Raw genomic sequence first — 21,245 nt, 5'->3', positions numbered from 1 at the left:
GAGAACCGGGGCGACAACCTCCCGGCCGACGACGTATAGAGTCCCGCCAGCATGCTGCTCGCCATCGACGTCGGGAACACCAACATCAGCTTCGGGGTGCTGGAGGGCGAGGTGCTGCGGCACCACCTCCGCTGCGAGAGCGCGCGCGCGCGCACCGCGGACGAGTACGCCGTCCTCGTCCGGCAGATGCTCGAGCTCCGCGGCGTCCCCCTCGCCCGCATCGACAGCGCCATCATCGCGAGCGTGGTGCCGCCCCTGACCGACACCATGGTCGGGCTCGTCGAGCGGGCGTTCGGGATCGATCCGCTCGTCGTGGGGCCCGGCATCAAGACCGGCATGGCGATCCTCTACGAGAACCCGCGCGAGGTCGGCGCCGACCGGATCGTCAACGCGGTCGCGGCGCACGAGTGGGCGCGAAAGAGCCCCGGGCCCCGCGCCGGGGCGCGCGGCGAGGCGGCCGAGCCCGGGCGCGGCGAGCACGCCGGCCCCCCCGGCGTCATCGTCGTCGACTTCGGCACCGCGACCACGTTCGACTGCGTGACCCCGCGGGGCGAGTACCTGGGCGGCGTCATCGCGCCGGGCATCCAGATCAGCGCCGAGGCGCTCTTTTCCCGCGCGGCGCGGCTCTCGCGCGTGGAGATCGCGCTGCCGCCCAGGGTCGTCGGGCGCAACCCGGTCCACTCGATGCAGTCGGGGATCGTGTACGGCTACGCCGGGCTCGTCGACGGCCTCGTGGCGCGGCTCCGGCGGGAGCTCGGCTACCCGTGCAGGGTCGTCGCGACCGGCGGCCTGGCGCGCCTCATCGCCCCGCAGACCGAGTCGATCGAGGCGGTCGACGACGACCTGACGCTCACCGGCCTGCGCCTCCTCTTCGAGCGGAACAGCGCGCCGGCCGCCCCCGTGTCGCCCGCGGCGCGCGGAGGCAGCCCGGATTGACGGCGCCCGCGCCCGGCCCCGCCGGCCGCCCCGCGCTCGCGCTCCTCGCGGCCCCCGCGGCGCTCGGGCTCACGCTCGTCCTCGCCGTCCTCCTCGGCTCGGAGCCCGTCTCGATCGAGCGCGCCCTCGCGGGCCCGGGCCTCGACCGGACCCTCCTCCTCGACGTGCGGCTGCCGCGCGTGCTCCTCGCGGCCGTCTCCGGCGCCGGGCTCGCCGCGGTCGGCGCCGCGTTCCAGGCGCTGCTCAGGAACCCCCTGGCCGAGCCGTACGTGCTCGGCGTCTCGGGGGGCTCCGCGCTCGGCGCCGCGGTCGCGATCGCGCTCGGCGTCGGCTCGGCGACCGTCCTCGGCGCGACGCTCCTGCCCGCGGCGGCGCTCGCCGGCGGCCTCGCCGCGACGGTGCTCGTCTACGCCATCGCGCGCGGCGCGGCCGAGGGCACCTCGGGCGCGTCGATGCTGCTCGCCGGCGTGATCGTGAACTCCATCGCGTCCGGCCTGATCACCTTCCTCAAGACGGTCGTGTCCCCCTCGCGCTCGCAGCAGCTGGTCCGGTGGCTCATCGGCTTCGTCGAGCTGCCCACGACCTCGGCCCTGCTCGGCGTCGCCGCCTACGTGATCGCCGGCTGCGCGGTGCTCGTCGCCGACGCCGCGCGCCTCAACCTCCTCGCGCTCGGCGACGAGTCGGCCGAGACCCTGGGCGTCGACGTGCGCGCCGTCGAGCGCCGGATCTTCTTCGCGTCCTCGTGCGTCGTCGGCGCGATCGTCAGCCGCACCGGGCTCATCGGGTTCGTCGGGCTCATCGTCCCGCACGCGGTCCGCCGGCTGGCCGGCGCGGACCACCGGCGGCTCCTGCCGCTGTCGCTCGTCGCCGGCGCGGTGCTGCTCACGTTCTGCGACCTCCTCTCGCGCATCCTGTTCCGCTGGCTCGGCACGGAGCCGCCCGTGGGCGCGGTGACCGCGATCCTCGGCGGGCCGCTGTTCCTCGTGCTCCTCCGCCGATCGACGCGGATGTGAGCGCTGCCCAGGCCAGCACCCCCGACGGCGGGCGCGTCAGGACATGCCGAGCAGCTTGTTCATGCTGGCCTCGTCCGCCGGCGTGAACGGGTACCGGTCGAACTCGGCGCTCGTGACCCACCGGAACGCGTGCACGGCCAGCGGGGCGAGCTCGCCACTCTTGATCTGGCACTCGTAGAGGTACAGGTCGACGACGTAGCGCTCGTACGGGTGGCTCACGAACGAGATGAGCTGCTTCACCTCGATCTCGACGCCGAGCCGGTGCCGGACCTCGCGCTTCAGCGCGGCCGCGTCGGTCTCGGACTCCTCCACGCGCCCGCCGGGGAACTCCCACAGCATCGGCAGCACCGCGGTCGGGCGGCGCTGCGTGATCAGGTATCGGCCGTCCTGTTCGATGACGGCGGCGACCACACGGACGGTGCGAACCATTTCCATGGCGAGTGCCTCGGGGTGCCCAGCGTACGCCGGAGCGTCGGGTTGTGCGAGCGGGGGCGGCGGCGTCCTCGGAGCTCGGGGCGCTCCGTCACACGGTCACGCGGAAGAGCTGCTGACCCATGAGCAGGATGTCACCCCCCGCGATCTCGGCCTCGCCGACGACGCGGAGGAACGTGCCGTTGGAGCTGCCCAGGTCGGTGATGAACAGCCGCCCGCCCTGATGCGAGATCTGGCAATGGAGCCCGGAGACGTAGCCGTCCTCGGGGAAGAGGATGTCGCCGCGCTCGCGCCCGAGGTGCAGGCCGGTGTCGGGGACCGGGAACGCGTTGCCGGTCGCGTCCCGGCCGATGATGAGCGCGAGCCGCGCGACGTAGCCCTTCGAGGGGCTGCCGAGCCGCTCGACGCCGTCGGGCGTGGGCGGCGCGGCGGTGAGCGACTCCAGGCGGATGATCTCCTGGCCGATGCGGAAGACGTCGCCGACCTCGAGCTGCACCGGCACGTCCCTGCGCAGCCGGCGGTAGACGCCGTTCAGCGAGCCCTCATCCTTGACGAAGATCCTGCCGCCCTTGATCGAGAACGTCGCGTGGCGCGGGGACAGGTAGCTGTCGCCGGCGAAGATCGCGCCGGTGTCGCGGCCGATCGTCGCGGGGCTGCCCGGCAGGGGGTACGAGCCGGCCTCGGAGCCGTCGGCCCGGAGCGCCGTCAGCACGATCGCCGTGGCGCCCGACCCGGCCGCGACCGGCGCGGACGGCTGCGCGGGCGGGCTCGCCGGCTTGACGAGCTTGAAGCCGCAGAGCGCGCAGAACTTGTTCGTCGGCGGGTTGGGCTCCTGACACTGCGGGCAGACGACCGTCCCGCCGGCGCCCGACACGGCCGGGGCCGCGGGCGCGGCGACCGCCGCGCCGCCGGCGGCGGCCGCCGCCTTCTTGCGCGCGCCGGTGTCCTCCCCGCGGGCCGGGGCGAGGAACGCCGCCGGATCGACCAGCGGAGGGGGCTGAGGCGCCGCCACGGGGCCCTTCAGGGCGCCGGTGCCGACGGCCGTGGGCTCGTCGCCGTAGCTCGACCGCACCGCCGCCGGCACGCCGTGGGGCGGGGTGCCCGCCGCGAACTTCTTCGGCGAAACGTCGCGAGGCAGCTCGGCGCCGCAGCCGAGGCAGAACTTGTAATGGTCCTGATTTTCCTTGGAGCACTTCGGACAGGTGATCACCAGGCCTCCTCACAACGAGAGACCGAACGCAGGTCTCGGGCAAACGGCGGCGGGAGCATATTCGCCGCGGCCGCCTTCTGTCGACTGTCTGTCGTACTTCCGGGCGCCCGGGGGGGCGCCGCGCGCACCGCCCGCGCCGCGCCCGGGCCCTCGCGGACCGGCGCCGGCGGACGGATTACTTGGAGAGCAGCGCGAGCGCGTCGCGCACGAGGTCCCCGAGCGGGGCGCTGTCGACGCGCGCGCCGAGGGCGGCGACGGCGCGCTCCGCCTCGGCCGGCCGGTAGCCCATGCGGGTGAGCGCGCTGTGGAGGAGGTCCTGCTGGGAGCCGGCGGCCGCGGGCGGCGGGGCGGCGGGGGAGGGCGCGGCCGAGGGGAGGCCGACGAGCTTGTCCTTCAGCTCCAGGACGAGCCGCTCGGCGGTCTTCTTGCCGACGCCGGGGATGGCGGTGAGGCGCGCCGTCTCCCGGCGCGCGATCACCGCGGCGAGGTCGCCCGCGGCGAGCGCGCTGAGGATGCCCACCGCGATCTTCGGGCCGACGCTGGAGACGCCGATGAGCACGCGGAAGGCCGCCCGGTCCTCGCGCGTCGCGAAGCCGTAGAGCAGGAGCGCGTCCTCGCGGACGTGGGTGTGGACGAAGAGCGTGATCGCGTCCGTGCCGGCCGCCGCGGCGAGGCCCCGCGCGCGGCCCACGGCGCCGAGCGGGACCGCCACCTCGTAGCCGACCCCGCCGACGTCGAGCACGACCGTGCCGTCGTCGCCCTCCTCGACGACCCGGCCCGTGAGCCGGCCGATCAAGGGACCTCGGCCCCCTGCGCGATCCACCGGCGGATCGCGTCCCGCTCCGCCGCGGGCAGGATCGCGCCGCCGTAGGGCATCGGCGCCCCGCAGGTCTCGGGCGTGCACTCGAGATCCCCGCAGCTCAGGGTGTCGTCGATCTTGTGCATGAGGAAGCTCCGCGCGGGGTCGCCCGCCGTGATCCTCGGCATGCCCGAGGGCGCCCGGGACGCGGCGCCGACGTTCTGGGCCGCGAGCTCCGCGAGCTCCTCGTCGGTGATCTCCGCGCCCACCCCCGGGCCGAGGTACGTGAAGCCGGCCGAGCCGGCCACGGCGCCGTGGCAGGTCGCGCTGAACGCGCAGGAGCGCTGGAAGACGGGGAGGACGTCGGCCCTGAAGCTCACCTCGGGGGTCGTGGCGTCGAAGCGCGCGTAATCGAAGCACTCGGTCGCCGCGGGCGTCCCGCCGCCGTCGTCGCCGCCGCACGCGGTGCCGGCCGACGCCACCGCCATCAGGGAAACCAGAAGGAATCTCCGCATGCTCAACCCTCGCCGCCGGATCCGGGGCGGGACCCTAGCAGAACCGCGCGCGCTCCGTCACGAGCGACGCCGGTGCGCCGGCGCCCGCGAGCGACGCCGCCCCGCCGGCGCCGCTCGCCCGGCGCCGCGCCGGCGCCGCTCGCCCGGCGCCGGCGGGGATCGTCGCGCGTTTGGCCGGGCGGCGCGGCGGCGGGTAGGCTGGGCGCTGCATGAGGATTCGCCTGGGCATCGGCTCGATGGGGCTCTCGCTCGCCGCGGCCGCGCTCGCCGTCGGGTGCGGGGGCGGGCGCGACGCGGTCGAACAGCAGCTCTCCGAGCTGCGCGCGGAGCTCGTCCGGGTGCGCGCGGAGAGCGCGGTGCTCGCGGAGCGCGTGGGCTCGCTGGAGCGCTCGCGGGGCGCCGCCCCCGGCGCGGCGCGGCCGCCGGAGGCCGGGGCGCGCGCCGCGTCCCCTTCGCCGGACGACGAGCCGGACCGGCCCGACCTCGAGGTGGTGCGGCTCACGCCGGAGGGCGGCGACGAGGCGGCGCCGCCGGTGCTCCGCTCCACCGCGGGGGGCGTCGTGCTGGACGACCGTCCGGGCGCATCGCCGGAAGGCCCGCCCCCCTCCACCCCGTCGAGGCGCAAGCGATGAAGGTCCACGCGAAGGCAATGCTGCTCCCGCTCTCCCTGGCGCTCGCCGCGGTGGCGCCGGCGGCGCTCGCCCAGGATCAGGGCGGCGAGGAGGGCGCGGCCCCGGGCCCGGGCGTCACCGTGGTGCAGGTCCCGCAGGCCGAGCCGTCGGTCGAGACGCAGGTCGTGGTGCCGGGCTACCCGCAGCCGGGGTTCGATCCGAACGCGCACCTGCCGTCGAGCGCGCGGGGCACGACCGACACGTCGCGCTCCACGGACGGCTTCGACCTGAACCGCCGGAGCGAGGGCCCCGTCTCGGTGCGGGGCGGCGCGAACGCCAGCTACGTCGTCGAGGGGCAGGTCGTGCCCGAGTCGCACTCGGTGCGGCGCGGCGACACGCTCTGGGACATCTCGGGCCGGTACTACACGAACCCCTATGCGTGGCCGCAGGTCTGGGCGCTGAACCCGCAGCTCCAGAACCCGCACTGGATCTACCCGGGCGACAGGATCCGGCTCCGCGATCCGAACGAGACGCCCACGCGCGGCAGCCTCGGGATCGCGCCGGGCAAGGCGGGCGGCGGGGCGAAGGTGCCGCCGAGGACGATCTTCCTGCGCCACCTCGGCTGGGTCGACGACGTGGAGAAGGACACCTGGGGAGAGCTCGTCGCGAGCCCGGAGGACCAGATGCTCCTCAGCGAGGGCGACGACGTCTACCTGCGCCTCTCCGACGACCACGAGGTCGCGATCGGCCAGGAGCTGACGCTCTTCCGCGAGATCAAGAAGGTGAGGGGCGCGAAGGGCGAGCTCGTGACCGTGCGCGGCACGGCGCGCGTCGACCGCTACAACCCGAAGACGCACATGGTGCGCGCGCGCATCGTCGAGTCGCTCGACACGATCGAGCGCGGGGACAGGGTCGGCTCGGTGCTCCGCCGCTTCGACGTGGTGCCGCCGACGAGCAGCGCGCAGGACATCGAGGCGAAGATCCTCGCGTCGATCTACCCCTACCAGCTCTTCGGGCAGCACCAGGTGGTGTTCCTCGACAAGGGCGAGAAGGACGGCGTGAAGCCGGGGCAGCGCTTCTTCGCGGTGCGGCGCGGGGACCGCTGGGTGCAGCAGCTCGGGAGCGCCGGGCAGATGGCGACGCTCAGGCCGCGGGTGGAGGACGAGCGGCCGGCGCAGGTCGACCGGCTGAAGTTCGGGGTGGACGAGGACCTCTTGCCCGACGAGACCTACGCCGAGCTGCGCGTCGTCCACGTGCGCGAGCGCACCGCCGCGGCGATCGTGACGCAGGCGATGTTCGAGGTCGAGCGCGACGCGGTGCTCGTCTCGCGCAAGGGCTACTGACCGCGGCGCGCGCCGGGGTGCCGGGGCGCCGCGCGCGGGGGGCCGGCGCGGCGCGGCGCGGCGTCGAGCGCGTCGGCGTCCGCGCATGCGCCGGCGAAACTCTCGCTCCTGCGCGGGCGCCGGCGCTGTATGATGCCCGCTCTGCCATGCGTCGCCACGCAGACGCCGAGTCGGATTTGAACGGGCTGGATGGAGCGCCTCCCACCCAGCGCTCCTTCGAGCGCGGGGCGGAGCGCGGCGCCCCGAGGAGCGGCGCGCTCGCCGAGTCGCTCCACGACGGCCCGGCGCGGGGGCCCCGCTCGAGCATCACGCCCCCCAGCCTCGGCCACGTCGCGCCGGAGGAGCGCGGCCACGCGCTGCGGGAGCGCGGCAACCTGCTGCTCCGGCGGAACGACCACGCCGGCGCCGCGCGCGACTACAACGAGGCGCTCGCCTTCTTCCAGGCCGCCGGCGACCTGATCGGGAAGGCCCACGTGCTCATGGACCGCGGCGCGCTGCGCCTGCGGGAGGGCGTCCCGGTCCAGGCGGTGCGCGACTACGACGAGGCGCTCGCCCTCTTCCAGGCCGCCGGCGACCGCGCGGGGGAGGGGGACGCGCTGCGGGCGCGGGGCTTCGCGCGGGCGGAGGAGGGCGACCTCGGCGGCGCGGTCTGCGACTACGATCAGGCGATCCAGCTCTTCCTGCTGCTCGGCGATCTCGAGCCGATGAAGCCCCGCGCCGTGGCCGCGCCCGGCGCCCCGGGCGACGGCGACGGCGCGAAGGTCTCGGAGCCGCCCCGGGCCCGCGCGCACGGCTCCGCGCACGGGCGGGCGCTCAAGGCCCGCGGCGACCTGCGGGTCCGGCTCCGCAACCTCCCGGGCGCCGCGCGCGACTACAGCAGCGCGCTCGCGCTCTTCCAGGGCGCGGGCGACCGGGCCGGCCAGGCGAGCGTGCTCAAGGCGCGCGGGGACCTGCGCCTCGGCCAGGACAACATGACGGGCGCCGCGCGCGACTACGACTGGGCGCTCACGCTCTACCAGGCCACCGACGATCTCCTCGGGCAGGCGAGCGTGCTCAAGGCGCGCGGGGACCTGCGCTCCCGGCAGGAGGACCTCGAGGGGGCCGAGCGGGACTACGATCTCTCGCTCGAGCTGTTCACGACGACGCGCGAGCTCCTGGGCCAGGCCGCCGTGCTCAAGGCGCGCGGGGATCTGCGCTCCCGGCAGGAGGATCTCGTGGACGCGGTGCGCGACTACGACCGGGCGCTCGCGCTCTTCCGCGCCGGCTTCGAGCGCCGCGGGCAGGCCGCGACGCTCAAGGCGCGGGGCGACCTCCGGCGCCGGCAGTTCGAGCTGGTCGCCGAGCTCGTGGGCGTCGCCGCGGCCGACGCGGACGACCTGGAGGACGCGCTCTCGGACTACGAGCAGGCGCTCACGCTGTTCGAGGCGCTCGAGGACGGCGTGGGGCAGGCGAGCGTGCTCCGGGCGCGCGGCGATCTGGCGCGCATCCAGGGGGATCTCGGCGCGGCGCTCGCGCTCTACCTCGGGGCGAAGCGCCTGGTCGAGGTCTCCGGCAACTCGCCGGAGCTCTCCGCGACCCTCGCCGAGATCGCGCGGACGCACGCGCTCGCCGGCCGCGCGACCGAGGCCCGCGCCGCGGCGGAGCAGTCGCTCGCGCGCGCGGATCGCGCGACGGACCCGGAGGTCCGCGCGCTGGCCGAGGCGGTCCTCGCGGGCAAGATCGCGGCGCTGGGGGAGCGGGGCGCCGCGCGCGACTCCAGGGCGCCGGGCAGCCTGGGCCGGTTCGATCGAGAGAGGTCTTGACCTCCGGCGGGACGCGTCGGCGTCGGACGCAGCGCGAGCCTGGCCGGCAGCCCGCCGGTGTCGAGGCGCGGGCGAAATGATCGCGTGGAGAGCATCGCTATCTCAGGCGCTCCCCGCTCCCGGGGAGGGCTCCGAACGCGGCCATGGCGAGCGCGACCCGGCTCGGCTGCATGCTGACGTAGGCGCATGTTTGCCTTATCCGCTGACTGCGACGCCCTCACGCCGGAGCGCGTCGTGCCTTTCGCGCCCACCTGGCAAATGGGTTTCCACGGTCGCCCGCGCCTCAGGGGACTTCGTGATCACCGCTCGAGCGGCCGAGAGGAGGGCTTCCACTGTGCGCGAAACGATTCGCGTCCGGTAAATGCCCGGCGCAGACGCCTGGGGCAAGCGTGAAATAAACAGGTTGGGGTTCATCCAGTGCGTTATCAGCGCGTCCGACGCCTCCTCGACGACGGGGATGTTGAGCGCCTGCGCTATCGTGGACCCCTCATCTGCCATGAAAAACGTCCCTGCGTACTCACGCATCGTGCGTCTTACGTGATCCTCGAGCGCGACCCGCTCCAGGAACGTCGATGCCGATCCGGATAGAAGCTCGACTCGATCTAGTGTGGAAACGTACCAGAATATCCAGCCGGACTCGCTCAGATAAAGGTCCGCTTCCGTTGTGTATACCCCCACATGGGTCAACAGGTCGCCGGTGGCTGCCAGACGCGCCATCGGCCACTTCAATGAGACGAGCGCGGAGTCATCCTCGGGCTCTTCCTCGCCGGGAGAGTCGAAACCCAGGCATATGAGCTGAAAGAGTCCGATGGCCAGAGAGGGCGTCTTGGGATGGGGCCCTCGACGTACCAGGCCACCGAATTCTTCTTCTAGCTCGAATACCTTGTCGAACCACGGTGCTCCTCGCCGGTCGAGCTCCTCCGCGAGCCGCTCGAAGCTACACGTGTTCGATAGGTCCCGAAATATATGCTCCCGCACAAAGAAGGATTTCGCGCGGTCGGAGAGTTGTCCGCTAAAGGCATCCAGCGATGGACGATGTTGGCTCATGCCTCCCTCTTCAGGCGTGGCGCCTCCAACCCTTGCTCGTGAGCGACCAGGTTCCCAGGTTGTCCGTTCCAGGTGCCGGCGCGTTGGGCGCTTTATTGTTCGGCGCTTTGTGGAATCCCTCGGTTGGTTCAGAGAAGCGCTCGCTCGGCCCCAAGCCTCTCTTGTTCTGATATCCTGGAGCAAGCACCCTCGTGGGCGGCATCATGCCTGCGAGCGCGAAGAGCCTGGGCACCGTCTGCGAGCAATTCGGGCATGCGGCGCGAGTCACGTTGGATTTTTCGTGCTTCGATGAGATTCCGTCCTCCTCGTCGATCTCTCGCATCGCGGCGCGAAGGTTCTTCTTCCATCCCTTTGTACCGGGTTCACATTTCTTGGGCTTGTTTCTCTCCTCCCAGTCCTTGATGTGTGCAGAAAGCGCTGCTGGCTCGGCACAGTTCCATGGTGCTGTAGGGTCGTCAGGATCGCGGGCCGGTGTCGGAGGTAACGCGGCCAGGACGGCCTTGTGTAGATCGCCAGGGGCTCTGTCCTGGCTCGTGCCGGTTACTGTTGTTCCATCCTTTCTGCGGATCGTGCAGATGACCGGATCCTTTTTGAGTCCGTCCACATCTAGGGTCTCGGGGAGCCACGAATCGGCATACGCATACGCCTTGAGCCCTCCCTCGATCCCGATCGGCTCCGGGCCGAGGTACTGTCCTGTCTCCGGATCGTAGTACCTGTGCCAGTTGTAGTAGAGCCCCGTCTCCTCGTCGGCGTACTGCCCCGGAAATCTCAGCCGCGTGAGCTCCGCCTGCTCCGCCGGCACCTCGCCGTACAGCCCCGCCGCGATCTCTCCGGCGACGCGCCCGTCCCCTTCGATCAGCGCCTCGGGGAGGCCGTTCACCCCATGGACGAAGTACCTGAGCGACCCCGCCGCGCCGTCTCTCTGTGCGAGCGGCAGCGCGCTCTCCGGCAGCGTCACGTAGCCCCGCTCCTCCACCCATGGATCCCCCGCGTCCCGCGCCCGCTCGCGGCGTTCGTGCACCAACACGTCGCCTCGCCAGGCGTAGCGCGTCACACATTCGACCTTTCCCGCGAGCGCCACGCGCTTCTCAATCCGGCGGCCGAAGGCGTCGTATGCGAAGGTGATCGCGCGCCCCTCCGGTGTCCGCACCTCCATCAGCCGCCCATCCCCGCTCCAGGTGTACGCCCACACGCGCTCCTGTTCACCATCCTGCCCGCTCACGCGCTTCTCGATGAGGTCGCCGCGCTGGTTGTACGCATACCGCGCGGTCTCTTGTCCGGCCGCGCGCACCGTCAACCGCCCTCCCGGCGCGTACGTCCGCCGCTCGCCTGCTCGCTCCAGGTCGCCCGTCACGGTGAAGCCGAACCGCTCCGCGATTTTGCCCGCGTTGCGGCGCTCGATGACGCGACCGTTCCCATCGCGGAGCGTCTCTCCGGTCCTGCCGGCGCGGTCCTCATCAGCGCGCAGCAGCCCCGCGGGCGACCAGACATACGTCTTGCGCCACGTCTCCGGCGCCACGAGCGGCCCGACCCAGGCGGGCTCGCCCGGCCGGACACGGGGCGCGCTCGGTTTGCCGAGCACGGCCTGCCGCGCCAGGCGCCCGTCGGCGTCGATCTCGGTCGTGATCTTGCCGCCGCCCGGCAAGCGCCGCTCGACCTCGAAGCCTCCTGCGTCGTAGGCGAACCGCAGCGGTTCGCCGCGATCACCCATCAGCACCGCGACCGGCCGCCCCATCACGTCGCGCTGGACGCTCAGGTCACCGCCGCTGCCACGCACACAGGTGACCTTGCCCATGGCGTCGTAGGTCCAGGCGAACGCCGCGAGCACCTCGCTGCCCCGCCGCGTCACCTCGGTGAGCACCCGGCCCCGCGCGTCGTAGGTGTACGCGCACTCGACATCGCCGCTCACCGCGCGCTCGATCCTTCCGAGCGGGTCGTACTCGAACACGTCCTCGCGCCCGTCGGACGTGCTGCGCTTGACGATCCTTCCGAGCGGGTCGTACTCGACGTCGACCGTCGCGAGGCCGCACTCCATTCGCATGATCTTGCCCTGCAGGTCGAGCCGGTACCGGATCTCCCGCCCATCGAACGTCCGCTCGCCGGTGATGCGCCCCTCGCCGTCGCGCTGGAGCCGGTGCTCCTCGCCGGCCTCGTTGACGATGCGCACCAGATCCTGCTCGCGATCATAGCGGTACCGCACCTTGCTCCCATCGGGCCGGACGAGCTCGGTGACCACGTGGAACCCGCCCCAGCGCAGGGTGGTCGTGCGCCCGTCGGCATCGGTGATCCTGCTCAAGTTCCCATCGACATCGACGTCGTACCGCGTCACCGCGCCACCGGGCCCGAACACCGCGCAGAGTCTGCCGCAAGCGTCGTAGGCGAAGCGCGTCTCGTGCCCGCGCTCGTCGGCAAACCCCACGATGCGGCCGAGAAAATCGTGGCGGATGCGCCGCTCGCTGCCGTCGGGCTCGACGACGCGGACGCGGTTTCCGAGCGCGTCGTACTCCATGCGCGTCTGTCCGCCGTTCGGGAGGGTCGCGCCGGTCAGCAAGCCGCGGCTGTCGTAGGCGAAGCCCACGACGAAGCCCGCGTCGTCGTGGACGGCGACCACGTTGCCGCGCGCGTAGCGCGCGGCGCCGCCGAGCGCGTCGGTCACGGCCGAGACGAAGCCGCGCACGTCGTGCTCGTAGCAGGTGCGGTTGCCCATGGGGTCGACCTCGGCCACGAGCCGCCCCTCGGCGTCGCGCTCCCAGCGGAAGACCTGTTGAAGCGCATCCTCGTACTCGAGCAGCGCGCCCGCGTCGTCGTAGCGGAAGGTGTGCACGCCGCTGCCGCCGCCCCAGACCATCCTATCGAGCTTGCCGAAGGCGTTGCCGTCGACGCGGCGGATGGCGCGCGAGGTGATCACCTCCGTGAGCGCGCCGCCGTGATGCTCGACCTTCACGTGCAGGAACCCCTTCGCCCGCGAGCCGTCGCTCAGCGTCTCCGGCGCGCCGTCGTCGAGCGCGTCGTTGCCCGCGCGGTGGCACCAGGTCTCGACGCAGCGCCCGTCCTTGTAACGGTACTCCGCCACGAGCCCGCCGGGCTCCTCGCGCCGCACCAGGCGGTGGTCCTCGTCGTAGCTGAAGCGGTGCGCGTACCCCGCGGCGTCCTCGGCCGCGACCAGATCGCCGCGCGCGTCGAACGCGTACCTGCGCCGCGCCACCCACCGGCCTTGCGCGGAGGCGTTCTTGACCTCGAACGCCGCGATGTGCCCGTCCCGGTGCCGCCGCACGCGCACGACCCGGCCCACGCTGTCGATGACCTGCACGAGGCGGCCTTCCTCGTAGAGGAGCTCGATCCGGTTGTCGTGCAGGTCGGCGATCCGGCTCAGGAGCCACCGGCTGCCGCGCGCCTCCGCGAACAGGTACGCGAGCCCGTCGGCCGCGAGCGCATAGCCCCACGCGTACCGCGTGAGCACCCCGCACGGCAGCCGCGCCGACTCGCCCGGCTCGAGTTTCCTCGGCAGCTCTGTCGCCGCCGCGTGCGGCGCCAGCACCCGCACGCCCCGGCGCCGCTCCTCGACCTGCCATGCCAGGGAGTGCGTCCAGCCGAAGCCGAGGCCGCAGTCCTCGTCGGCGAGCGCCGAGCTGTAGCTGCGCTCGACCACGAGCGGGATCGGGCCGGGCAGCGCGAGATCGACGACCGCGACCGTGTAGACCCGCCCGCTGATCGGATCGACCGGATCGCCCGCGTGCGTACCGCCGCCGCTGCCGTGCGTGGGGTTGGGGCACCCGCCGCCGCTGCCCGGCCCGCAGCGCGCCGCGTCCTTGCCGCCGCCGCGCGGGCCGTTGCCGCCGTTCTTCCCGTCGCCGCCCTGGTCGTCACCGCGGCCGTCGCCGCCGCGGCCGTTGCCACCCCCGCCGCTCCCGCCGCCGCCCAGGATGAAGACGCCGGGGTTCATGCCGGGGATCGCTGGGATGTTGGGGATGGGCGCCGTTCGTGCCATTCGCGTATGCTCGGCTACGAAATGCGCCGGTCGCAAGCCGGTGCGGCAGCAACGGGTTGGTCCGTGCGTCCCCACGGGCGGCCGCACGTCGGAGGGCGTCCCCCCACGGGCGGCTGCACGCCGGAGGGCGTCCCCCCACGGGCGGCTGCACGCCGGAGGGCGTCCCCCCACGGGCGGCCGCACGTCGGAGGGCGTCCCCCCACGGGCGGCCGCACGTCGGAGGGCGTCCCCCCACGGGCGGCCGCACGCCGGAGGGCGTCCCCCCACGGGCGGCTGCATGCCGGATCGACCCCGGCCCGGCGCCGATCCGCTTGACCGCGATCTCGACGGCGCGCTGCTCGGCGTCGCTCGAGAGCAGCGAGTAGGCCCGCTTGGCGAGCTTGCCGCCGGGCAGGGCGACCCCGGTGTTGATGATCACGTACTGACCGCCGGCGAAGCCGAGCGCCGCGCCGTCCGCGCGCTCGACGCCGAGCAGCCGGGCCCCCTGCCCGAGCGGCTCCGCGTGGGTGATCCTGATCTTCGCCTTGCCTTGAGTCGTCATGACGTCACTCCTGTCCTCGGACGTAGCTGGAGCAACAGCGCTGCTGAAGCGAGCTTCTCGAACCCATCGGTGTTGAACGGGGTCAAAAGAGGAATCCTCCGAGAGGGAAACCTGCGATCGCTTCTCGATCTGCTTCTTCCAGGCCCGCGCGGCTCCGGTCCGCCCAGACGACGGCGGGCCAGTCGGCGAACTGGGCGACGAGATCGGCCGGGGCGCCATGGAGCGCGAGGACGAGTCGCTGTAGATGAGCGAGCTCCCCGCGCTTGTCGAGCAGCGCCTCGTACATTCCGCGTCGAGGCGCGACCTGCGACCAGAGATCGAGACTCTTGAGCTGCCCTATGATGGGGTCATCGAGCAGCACGGCGGTCGACCTCGCGTCGAGTGGAGCGTCCCATAAGCAAAGGTGCTGAAGCGCCGGGAGGCGGGTTGGGTGCAGCGCAGCCAGGACCGAGGACAGAGCCGTCGCTTCCCAGCGAACCGTCACGCGCACGAGCTGGGACAGTGGCACAGCGGTGCAGGGGTCGAGGGATCGCGCGTAGCAGGCGAGGGAGAGCAATCCTGGCAATGATAGCCCCAGCGCGCGTGCGGCTCGCGAGGCGACGGTCAGGTGTGAGACGCGGTCGATGCGGTCGTGTTCCACGAGGAGGGCCAGGATAGGCTCGATCTCCGCGTTGATATCGAGGCGGAGCCGGCGGATGAAGCGTCCGGCAGGATGGTGCAGCAGGCGGCGGAGCGCGTGGACGGCGTACGTGTGCGGCGCAGGCCGCTCGACGCGGGGATCGAAGCCGAGCTCGCGTCGATCGGTGCGCAGCAGCGGTGGTTCGAACTCATCCGCGAGGACGACCGCATCGGCGTCCGCTATGGAAGCTTCGCGAACAAAACCGAGGAGCTTCTCGTACCAGAGCGTACCTGGAAGAGCATCCCGTACATCATCGAGCGCGCCGAAGAGGCGAGGCTCATGCGCTCGGAGCAGATCCTCCTCGCGCTTACGCAACTCCGGCGTGTCCGCTTTCAGACGCGCAGCGCTTATTTCGATCAGCTCTCCACGTGGATCGCCTGATGCCTGGAGCAGCTCCGCGAGGAGCAGGTATCCGGCCGGCTCCTCGGGCTCCTCGTCGATGAGCGACTCGACGTCGTCATAGGGTGAAGGCGGCGGCGAGACATGGCAGAAGCCCGCGGCCAGGAGCTTCGTTATGTGATGCTCGAACACCGTCACGGCCACGAGCGCGCCGTCGTAGCGCTGACGTATGGTTTCACGAGCGCCGCCGACATCGAGGCGCTGCTCGAAGATGTTACCGAGAATGCGCAGCAGTGCGCGCTGTGATGCGTCCGGTTGATACAGCTCGAGCTCAAAGGCCCCTTGGGGAAGCACGTCCTGATGGTCTGCTCTCATGGGAAGATCTGTCACGATGTTGGTCTCCTCAAGAGCCTTTGCGGTCGCACGGCAAGGATATGCGATGCAGCTCAATGACGGTGCCAGAATCCGCGATCTTCATCGTACGTCCACGTGCCTGGGCCGCTGCGTACTGGAGCCTGACCCGGCGTCCCACTGCGGTTTCGTGGATCGCTGAAGCTGGAAGCCGCGCGATTGCTCCGGTTGGTGATGAACCCTTCCGCGGGGCTCGTGGTCCTCGTCTGGGCGCCGCTGCGCCCCTGGTCCTGATACCCTGGAGGGATCACTCCATTCGGCGGATCCATCCCCGCGAGCGCATAGAGACGCGGAATTGTTTGTGAGCAGTTGGGGCATGATGCGCGTGGGACTCCTGCCATCGAGGAGGCGATGCCTCCGTTCCGGTTGATTTCGCTCATCGCAGATCGTAGGTGATTCCTCCAATTCGGATCGCCGGGCCGGCAGGATAGTCCGGTTCTGTTCTCCCAATCCGATAGATGATCGCTCAAAGCTTGCGGTTCGGCGCAGCTCTCCGGCTGGACGGTTGCATCTTGGCCGCGGGCGTTCGAGGGGGGGAGCGCCGCCTGGACGGCCGGATGGAGATCGCTCCGGCGACGACCGCGGCTCAATGCTTGGATTGTTGAGCCATCGGTCCGCGTGACAGTGCACTCCATCCGCGCAAGACCGTTGAAGTCGATCCATTCCGTCGGGTAGTTGTCGATATATGCATACGCCTTGAGCCCTCCCTCGATCCCGATCGGCTCCGGGCTGAGGTACTCCCCGGCCTCCGGATCATAGTACCTGTGCCAGTTGCAGTGGAGCCCCGTCTCCTCGTCGGCGTACTGCCCTGGAAGCCGCAGCGGCGTGATTCCCGCCTGCTCTGTCGGCACGTCCCCGTACAGCCCCGCCGCGATCGCCCCGGCGATTCGCCCATCTCCCTCGACCAGCGCCTCGGGGAAGCCGTTCACCCCGTGCACGAAGTACCTGAGCGCCCCCGTCGCGCCGTCGATCTGCGCCAGCGGCAACAGGCTCTCGGGCAGCGTCGCATAGCTCCGCTCCTCCACGACGGGCTCACCCGCCTCCAGCGCCCGCTCGCAGCGCTCGTGCACCAGCACGTCCCCACGCCACGCATACCGGGTCACGCGCTCGACCTTCCCGGCGAGCGCCACGCGCTTCTCGATCCTGCGGCCGAAGGCGTCGTACGCAAAGGTGATCGTCTGCCCCTCCGGCGCTCGCACCTCCAGCAGCCGTCCATCGGCGCTCCATTCGTATCGCCAGACGCGCTCGTCTCCGCCGTCGTGCCCGCTCACGCGCTTCTCGACGACGTCGCCGCGCTCGCTGTACGCATAGCGCACGGTCTCTCGTCCCGTCGTGCGCGTCGTCAACCGCCCTCCAGGCCCGTAGGTCCGCCGCTCGCCCGCCCGCTCGAGATCTCCCGCCGCGGTGAACGCGAACCGCTCTGCCACCTTGCCGGCCTTGCGCCGCTCGAGGACGCGGCCGTTCCCGTCGCGGAGCATCTCTCCCATCTTCCCGCCGAGGTCCTCGTCGGCGCGCAGCAGCCCTGCGGGCGACCACGCATACGCCCGGCGCCAGGTCTCCGGCGCCTCGAGCGGCCCGACCCAGGCGGGCTCGCCGGGCCCGACGCGCGGCGCTCTCGCTTTGCCAAGCACGCGCTGCTGCGCGATCAGCCCCTCGGCGTTGACCTCAGTAGCGATCTTTCCGCCGCCGGGCAGGAGCCGCTCGAACTCGTGGCCCCCTGCATCGTACGTGAAGCGCAGCGGCTCGCCCTGGTCGCCCACCCGCACCGCGACCGGCCGCCCCATCACGTCACGTTGCACGCTCAGGGCACCGCCCGGTCCGCGCACGCAAACGGCCTTGCCCATCACGTCGTAGGTCCACGCGAAGGCCGCGAGCACCTCGCCACCCCGCCGCGTCACCTCGGTGAGCACCCGGCCCCGCGCATCGTAGGTGTACGCGCACTCGACATCGCCGCTCACCGCGCGCTCGATCCTTCCGATCGGGTCGTACTCGAACGCATCCTCGCGCCCGTCGGACGTGCTGCGCTTGACGATCCTTCCGAGCGCGTCGTACTCGACGTCGACCGTGGCGAGGCCGCACCGGATCCGCGTGATCCTGCCCTGCAGATCGAGCCGGTAGTCGATCTCCCGCCGATCGAAGGTCCGCTCGCCGGTGATGCGCCCCTCGCCATCGCGCTCGATCCGGTGCTCCTCGCCCGCCTCGTTGACGATGCGCACCAGGTCCTGCTCGCGGTCGTACCGGTACCGGACCTTGGTCCCATCAGGCCGCACCAGCTCGGTGACGACGTGGAACCCGCCCCAGCGCAGCGTGGTCGTGCGCCCGTCGGCGTCCGTGATCCTGCTCAGGTTCCCGTCGGCGTCGAAGTCGTACCGCGTCACCGCGCCACCCGGCCCGAACACGGCGCAGAGCCGCCCGCAGGCGTCGTAGGCGAAGCGCGTCTCGTTCCCCCGCGCGTCGGTGAAGCCCATCACCCGGCCGAGGAAGTCGTGGCGGATGCGCCGCTCGCTGCCGTCGGGCTCGACGACGCGCACGCGGTTTCCGAGCGCGTCGTACTCCATACGCGTCTCGCCGCCGTTCGGGAGGGTCGCGCCTGTGAGCAAGCCGCGGCTGTCGTACGCGAAGCCCACGACGAAGCCCGCGTCGTCGTGGACGGCGACCACGTTGCCGCGCGCGTCGCGCTCGTAGCGCGCGGCGCCGCCGAGCGCGTCGGTCACGGCCGAGACGAAGCCGCGCGCGTCGTGCTCGTAGCAGGTGCGGTTGCCCATGGGGTCGACCTCGGCCACGAGCCGCCCCTCGGCGTCGCGCTCCCAGCGGAAGACCTGTTGAAGCGCATCCTCGTACTCGAGCAGCGCGCCCGCGTCGTCGTAGCGGAAGGTGTGCACGCCGCTGCCGCCGCCCCAGACCATCCTGTCGAGCTTGTGGAGGGCGTTGCCGTCGACGCGGCGGATGGCGCGCGAGGTGATCACCTCCGTGAGCGCCTCGCCGTGATGCTCGACCTTCACGTGCAGGAATCCCTTGGCCCGCGAGCCGTCGCTCAGCGCCTCCGGCACGCCGTCGTCGAGCGCGTCGTTGCCCGCGCGGTGGCACCAGGTCTCGACGCAGCGCCCGTCCTTGTAACGGTACTCCGCCACGAGCCCGCCGGGCTCCTCGCGCCGCACCAGGCGGTGGTCCTCGTCGTAGCTGAAGCGGTGCGCGTACCCCGCGGCGTCCTCGGCCGCGACCAGATCGCCGCGCGCGTCGAACGCGTACCTGCGCCGCGCCACCCACCGGCCTTGCGCGGAGGCGTTCTTGACCTCGAACGCCGCGATGTGCCCGTCCCGGTGCCGCCGCACGCGCACGACCCGGCCCACGCTGTCGATGACCTGCACGAGGCGGCCTTCCTCGTAGAGGAGCTCGATCCGGTTGTCGTGCAGGTCGGCGATCCGGCTCAGGAGCCACCGGCTGCCGCGCGCCTCCGCGAACAGGTACGCGAGCCCGTCGGCCGCGAGCGCATAGCCCCACGCGTACCGCGTGAGCACCCCGCACGGCAGCCGCGCCGACTCGCCCGGCTCGAGTTTCCTCGGCAGCTCTGTCGCCGCCGCGTGCGGCGCCAGCACCCGCACGCCCCGGCGCCGCTCCTCGACCTGCCATGCCAGGGAGTGCGTCCAGCCGAAGCCGAGGCCGCAGTCCTCGTCGGCGAGCGCCGAGCTGTAGCTGCGCTCGACCACGAGCGGGATCGGGCCGGGCAGCGCGAGATCGACGACCGCGACCGTGTAGACCCGCCCGCTGATCGGATCGACCGGATCGCCCGCGTGCGTGCCGCCGCCGCTGCCGTGCGTGGGGTTGGGGCACCCGCCGCCGCTGCCTGGCCCGCAGCGCGCCGCGTCCTTGCCGCCGCCGCGCGGGCCGTTGCCGCCGTTCTTCCCGTCGCCGCCCTGGTCGTCACCGCGGCCGTCGCCGCCGCGGCCGTTGCCACCCCCGCCGCTCCCGCCGCCGCCCAGGATGAAGACGCCGGGGTTCATGCCGGGGATCGCTGGGATGTTGGGGATGGGCGCCGTTCGTGCCATTCGCGTATGCTCGACTACGAAATGCGCCGGTCGCAAGCCGCCCCTGGTCCGTGCGTCCCCACGGCCACGGGCGGCTGCACGCCGGGGCGCGTCCCCCCACGGGCGGCTGCATGCCGGAGGGCGTCCCCCCACGGGCGGCTGCACGCCGGAGGGCGTCCCCCCACGGGCGGCTGCACGCCGGAGGGCGTCCCCCCACGGGCGGCTGCACGCCGGGGCGCGTCCCCCCACGCGCGGCCGCATGCCGGGGCCCCCGCGGCGCATCGCCTCACCGCCTCAGCCGGACGGCTGGACCTCGCGCTCCGCCCCGCCCGGCGCGCGCTTCAGCGCCGCCGGCCGCGCGGGGGCCGCTTCCCGCCGCCGGGGCGCGCGGCCGGCCTCCCCCCGGCAGCGCGCGCGGCCGGCCTGTCCGCGCGGGGGCGCGGGGCCGGCGGCTCCGGCGGCGCCTCCGTCGTCCGGACCACCAGCAGCGCGCGCCCGCGGGCGAACGTCGGCGTCACGCTGACGTAGCCGTTCTCCCGCGCGAAGCCCGCCGCGTCGCCGCGGTGCTCGTCCATGTGCCGGCTGAACCGTGTCCACAGATCCCGCGCCTCCTCGTCCGAGAGCGGCGCGCCGTCGACGGTGGCGGCGAGGTTCGATCGATCGCTCACTGGATCCCGTATCCGGAAGGTGGGGGCGTGAAGTGCTTCGTTCCCCGGGGTTCTTCGAGGATCGGCGCCCACCGATCGCTCCGTGCGCCTATGTAACATCGCCAGACCTCGCGGGCGAGGCGCGCTGCGCATGAACGCCCCGCCCGCGCACCGCCTGGCCCTGCTCCTCGCCGCCTTGCGGCGCCGCCCGCCGCCCGGCAGGCTTCGGGCATGGGTCAGCCCGCTGAGAAGCAGCGCCGCGCCACGTACGCCGACCTGGAAGCCGTCCCGCCGCACAAGGTGGCGGAGCTCGTCCGCGGCACCCTGCACGTGTTCCCCCGCCCGGCGCCGCGGCACGCGAACGCCGAGGGAGCCCTGCTGGGCGAGCTCTTCGGCCCCTTCCACCGAGGTCGTGGCGGTCCGGGCGGATGGTGGATCCTCCCCGAGCCCGAGCTGCACTTCCCCGACCCGGAGGTGCCGGGCGAGGAGGAGGCGCTCGTGCCGGACCTCGCCGGCTGGCGTCGCGAGCGCATGCCCGAGCTGCCCGAGACGGCCTACTTCGCGCTCGCCCCGGACTGGATCTGCGAGGTCCTGAGCCCGTCGACGGCGGCCTTCGACCGCAACGAGAAGATGCCCGTCTACGCGCGCGAGGGCGCGCGGTACGCGTGGCTGGTCGACCCGATCGCGCGGACGCTGGAGACTCACGTGCTCGGTGCGGATCGTCGCTGGGGGCCCCCGGTCGTCCACCGCGACGCCGCGCGCGTCCGCGTCGAGCCCTTCGACGCCATCGAGCTCGACCTCTCGGTGCTCTGGGCGAAGTAGCGGGGGGGTGGGCGTCGGCCAGGGAGATCGGCGAGGAGCGGCCCGAGGCCCCCTGCCGCGGCGAGGGCGGCCGCGCCCCGCCCCG

The 21,245-nt window shown here is 72.6% G+C and carries 16 protein-coding genes; 6 read left to right on the top strand and 10 right to left on the bottom strand.

Annotated elements, in window-relative coordinates; genetic code table 11:
- Nucleotides 1–51: 51 nt before the first annotated feature.
- Complete coding sequence (locus WMF31_RS34760; RefSeq protein WP_436606062.1) at nucleotides 52–936, top strand: type III pantothenate kinase; 885 nt, start codon at nucleotides 52–54, stop codon at nucleotides 934–936.
- Entirely contained in the window at nucleotides 933–1,949 is a 1,017-nt protein-coding gene (locus WMF31_RS34755; RefSeq protein ID WP_436606061.1) for a FecCD family ABC transporter permease, read from the top strand. Before WMF31_RS34760 ends, WMF31_RS34755 begins: the two co-directional genes overlap by 4 nt.
- A 36-nt stretch (nucleotides 1,950–1,985) precedes the next feature.
- Here WMF31_RS34755 and WMF31_RS34750 read toward each other — a convergent pair whose 3' ends face one another.
- The 5 genes from WMF31_RS34750 to WMF31_RS34730 form a co-directional block, all read right to left on the bottom strand.
- Nucleotides 1,986–2,384 carry a (deoxy)nucleoside triphosphate pyrophosphohydrolase gene (locus WMF31_RS34750; protein ID WP_436606060.1) on the bottom strand — a complete coding sequence of 133 codons (399 nt, stop codon included), beginning with the start codon at nucleotides 2,382–2,384 and terminating at the stop codon, nucleotides 1,986–1,988.
- Nucleotides 2,385–2,472: 88 nt separating this feature from the next.
- Nucleotides 2,473–3,591: an FHA domain-containing protein gene (locus tag WMF31_RS34745; RefSeq protein ID WP_436606059.1), complete on the bottom strand. Its 1,119-nt coding sequence runs from the start codon at nucleotides 3,589–3,591 to the stop codon at nucleotides 2,473–2,475.
- Between the two features lie 175 nt (nucleotides 3,592–3,766).
- The gene (gene ruvA, locus WMF31_RS34740; RefSeq protein ID WP_436606058.1) at nucleotides 3,767–4,387 is read right to left on the bottom strand and encodes a Holliday junction branch migration protein RuvA; all 621 of its coding nucleotides are present in this window, start codon (nucleotides 4,385–4,387) and stop codon (nucleotides 3,767–3,769) included.
- Nucleotides 4,384–4,905, bottom strand: a complete 522-nt coding sequence (locus tag WMF31_RS34735) for a hypothetical protein (protein ID WP_436606057.1) — start codon at nucleotides 4,903–4,905, stop codon at nucleotides 4,384–4,386. Before WMF31_RS34735 ends, ruvA begins: the two co-directional genes overlap by 4 nt.
- A 34-nt stretch (nucleotides 4,906–4,939) precedes the next feature.
- Complete coding sequence (locus WMF31_RS34730; protein WP_436606056.1) at nucleotides 4,940–5,116, bottom strand: hypothetical protein; 177 nt, start codon at nucleotides 5,114–5,116, stop codon at nucleotides 4,940–4,942.
- Here WMF31_RS34730 and WMF31_RS34725 point away from each other — a divergent pair.
- The 3 genes from WMF31_RS34725 to WMF31_RS34715 all read left to right on the top strand — a co-directional run bounded on the left by WMF31_RS34725 (nucleotide 5,115) and on the right by WMF31_RS34715 (nucleotide 8,661).
- Nucleotides 5,115–5,537, top strand: coding sequence for a hypothetical protein (locus WMF31_RS34725; RefSeq protein WP_436606055.1), 423 nt, complete (start codon nucleotides 5,115–5,117; stop codon nucleotides 5,535–5,537). The genes WMF31_RS34730 and WMF31_RS34725 overlap by 2 nt on opposite strands.
- On the top strand, nucleotides 5,534–6,859 hold the full coding sequence (locus WMF31_RS34720; RefSeq protein WP_436606054.1) for a LysM peptidoglycan-binding domain-containing protein: 1,326 nt from the start codon (nucleotides 5,534–5,536) through the stop codon (nucleotides 6,857–6,859). Before WMF31_RS34725 ends, WMF31_RS34720 begins: the two co-directional genes overlap by 4 nt.
- A 146-nt stretch (nucleotides 6,860–7,005) precedes the next feature.
- Complete coding sequence (locus WMF31_RS34715; RefSeq protein WP_436606053.1) at nucleotides 7,006–8,661, top strand: tetratricopeptide repeat protein; 1,656 nt, start codon at nucleotides 7,006–7,008, stop codon at nucleotides 8,659–8,661.
- A 195-nt stretch (nucleotides 8,662–8,856) separates the two neighbouring features.
- Here WMF31_RS34715 and WMF31_RS34710 read toward each other — a convergent pair whose 3' ends face one another.
- The 5 genes from WMF31_RS34710 to WMF31_RS34690 form a co-directional block, all read right to left on the bottom strand.
- Nucleotides 8,857–9,708 (bottom strand): hypothetical protein, encoded by an 852-nt coding sequence (locus tag WMF31_RS34710; RefSeq protein ID WP_436606052.1) that lies wholly within the window; start codon nucleotides 9,706–9,708, stop codon nucleotides 8,857–8,859.
- A 10-nt stretch (nucleotides 9,709–9,718) separates the two neighbouring features.
- Nucleotides 9,719–13,696: an RHS repeat-associated core domain-containing protein gene (locus WMF31_RS34705; protein ID WP_436606051.1), complete on the bottom strand. Its 3,978-nt coding sequence runs from the start codon at nucleotides 13,694–13,696 to the stop codon at nucleotides 9,719–9,721.
- 623 nt (nucleotides 13,697–14,319) lie between these two features.
- Nucleotides 14,320–15,645, bottom strand: coding sequence for a hypothetical protein (locus tag WMF31_RS34700; protein WP_436606050.1), 1,326 nt, complete (start codon nucleotides 15,643–15,645; stop codon nucleotides 14,320–14,322).
- A gap of 56 nt (nucleotides 15,646–15,701) precedes the next feature.
- The gene (locus WMF31_RS34695; RefSeq protein ID WP_436606049.1) at nucleotides 15,702–19,712 is read right to left on the bottom strand and encodes an RHS repeat-associated core domain-containing protein; all 4,011 of its coding nucleotides are present in this window, start codon (nucleotides 19,710–19,712) and stop codon (nucleotides 15,702–15,704) included.
- A 320-nt stretch (nucleotides 19,713–20,032) separates the two neighbouring features.
- A complete protein-coding gene (locus tag WMF31_RS34690) occupies nucleotides 20,033–20,359 on the bottom strand; it encodes a hypothetical protein (RefSeq protein WP_436606048.1) in 327 nt (108 codons plus the stop codon).
- A gap of 210 nt (nucleotides 20,360–20,569) precedes the next feature.
- Here WMF31_RS34690 and WMF31_RS34685 point away from each other — a divergent pair, with 210 nt between their 5' ends.
- Entirely contained in the window at nucleotides 20,570–21,160 is a 591-nt protein-coding gene (locus WMF31_RS34685) for a Uma2 family endonuclease (protein ID WP_436606047.1), read from the top strand.
- The last annotated feature ends 85 nt before the right edge of the window (nucleotides 21,161–21,245 follow it).

This window comes from Sorangium sp. So ce1036 (assembly GCF_051369805.1).
Taxonomy (GTDB): Bacteria; Myxococcota_A; Polyangia; order Polyangiales; family Polyangiaceae; genus Sorangium; species Sorangium cellulosum_F.
Note: the sequence above shows the minus strand (reverse complement) of the source record. Positions and strands in the feature narration are given on the sequence as shown.

Coding starts and splice junctions, on each gene's coding strand:
- WMF31_RS34695 (WP_436606049.1), bottom strand. CDS start 19,712: ATGGCACGAACGGCGCCCATCCCCAACATCCCAGCGATCCCCGGCATG.
- WMF31_RS34730 (WP_436606056.1), bottom strand. CDS start 5,116: ATGCAGCGCCCAGCCTACCCGCCGCCGCGCCGCCCGGCCAAACGCGCG.
- WMF31_RS34685 (WP_436606047.1), top strand. CDS start 20,570: ATGGGTCAGCCCGCTGAGAAGCAGCGCCGCGCCACGTACGCCGACCTG.
- WMF31_RS34710 (WP_436606052.1), bottom strand. CDS start 9,708: ATGAGCCAACATCGTCCATCGCTGGATGCCTTTAGCGGACAACTCTCC.
- WMF31_RS34760 (WP_436606062.1), top strand. CDS start 52: ATGCTGCTCGCCATCGACGTCGGGAACACCAACATCAGCTTCGGGGTG.
- WMF31_RS34720 (WP_436606054.1), top strand. CDS start 5,534: ATGAAGGTCCACGCGAAGGCAATGCTGCTCCCGCTCTCCCTGGCGCTC.
- WMF31_RS34705 (WP_436606051.1), bottom strand. CDS start 13,696: ATGGCACGAACGGCGCCCATCCCCAACATCCCAGCGATCCCCGGCATG.
- WMF31_RS34750 (WP_436606060.1), bottom strand. CDS start 2,384: ATGGAAATGGTTCGCACCGTCCGTGTGGTCGCCGCCGTCATCGAACAG.
- WMF31_RS34735 (WP_436606057.1), bottom strand. CDS start 4,905: ATGCGGAGATTCCTTCTGGTTTCCCTGATGGCGGTGGCGTCGGCCGGC.
- WMF31_RS34725 (WP_436606055.1), top strand. CDS start 5,115: ATGAGGATTCGCCTGGGCATCGGCTCGATGGGGCTCTCGCTCGCCGCG.
- WMF31_RS34715 (WP_436606053.1), top strand. CDS start 7,006: ATGCGTCGCCACGCAGACGCCGAGTCGGATTTGAACGGGCTGGATGGA.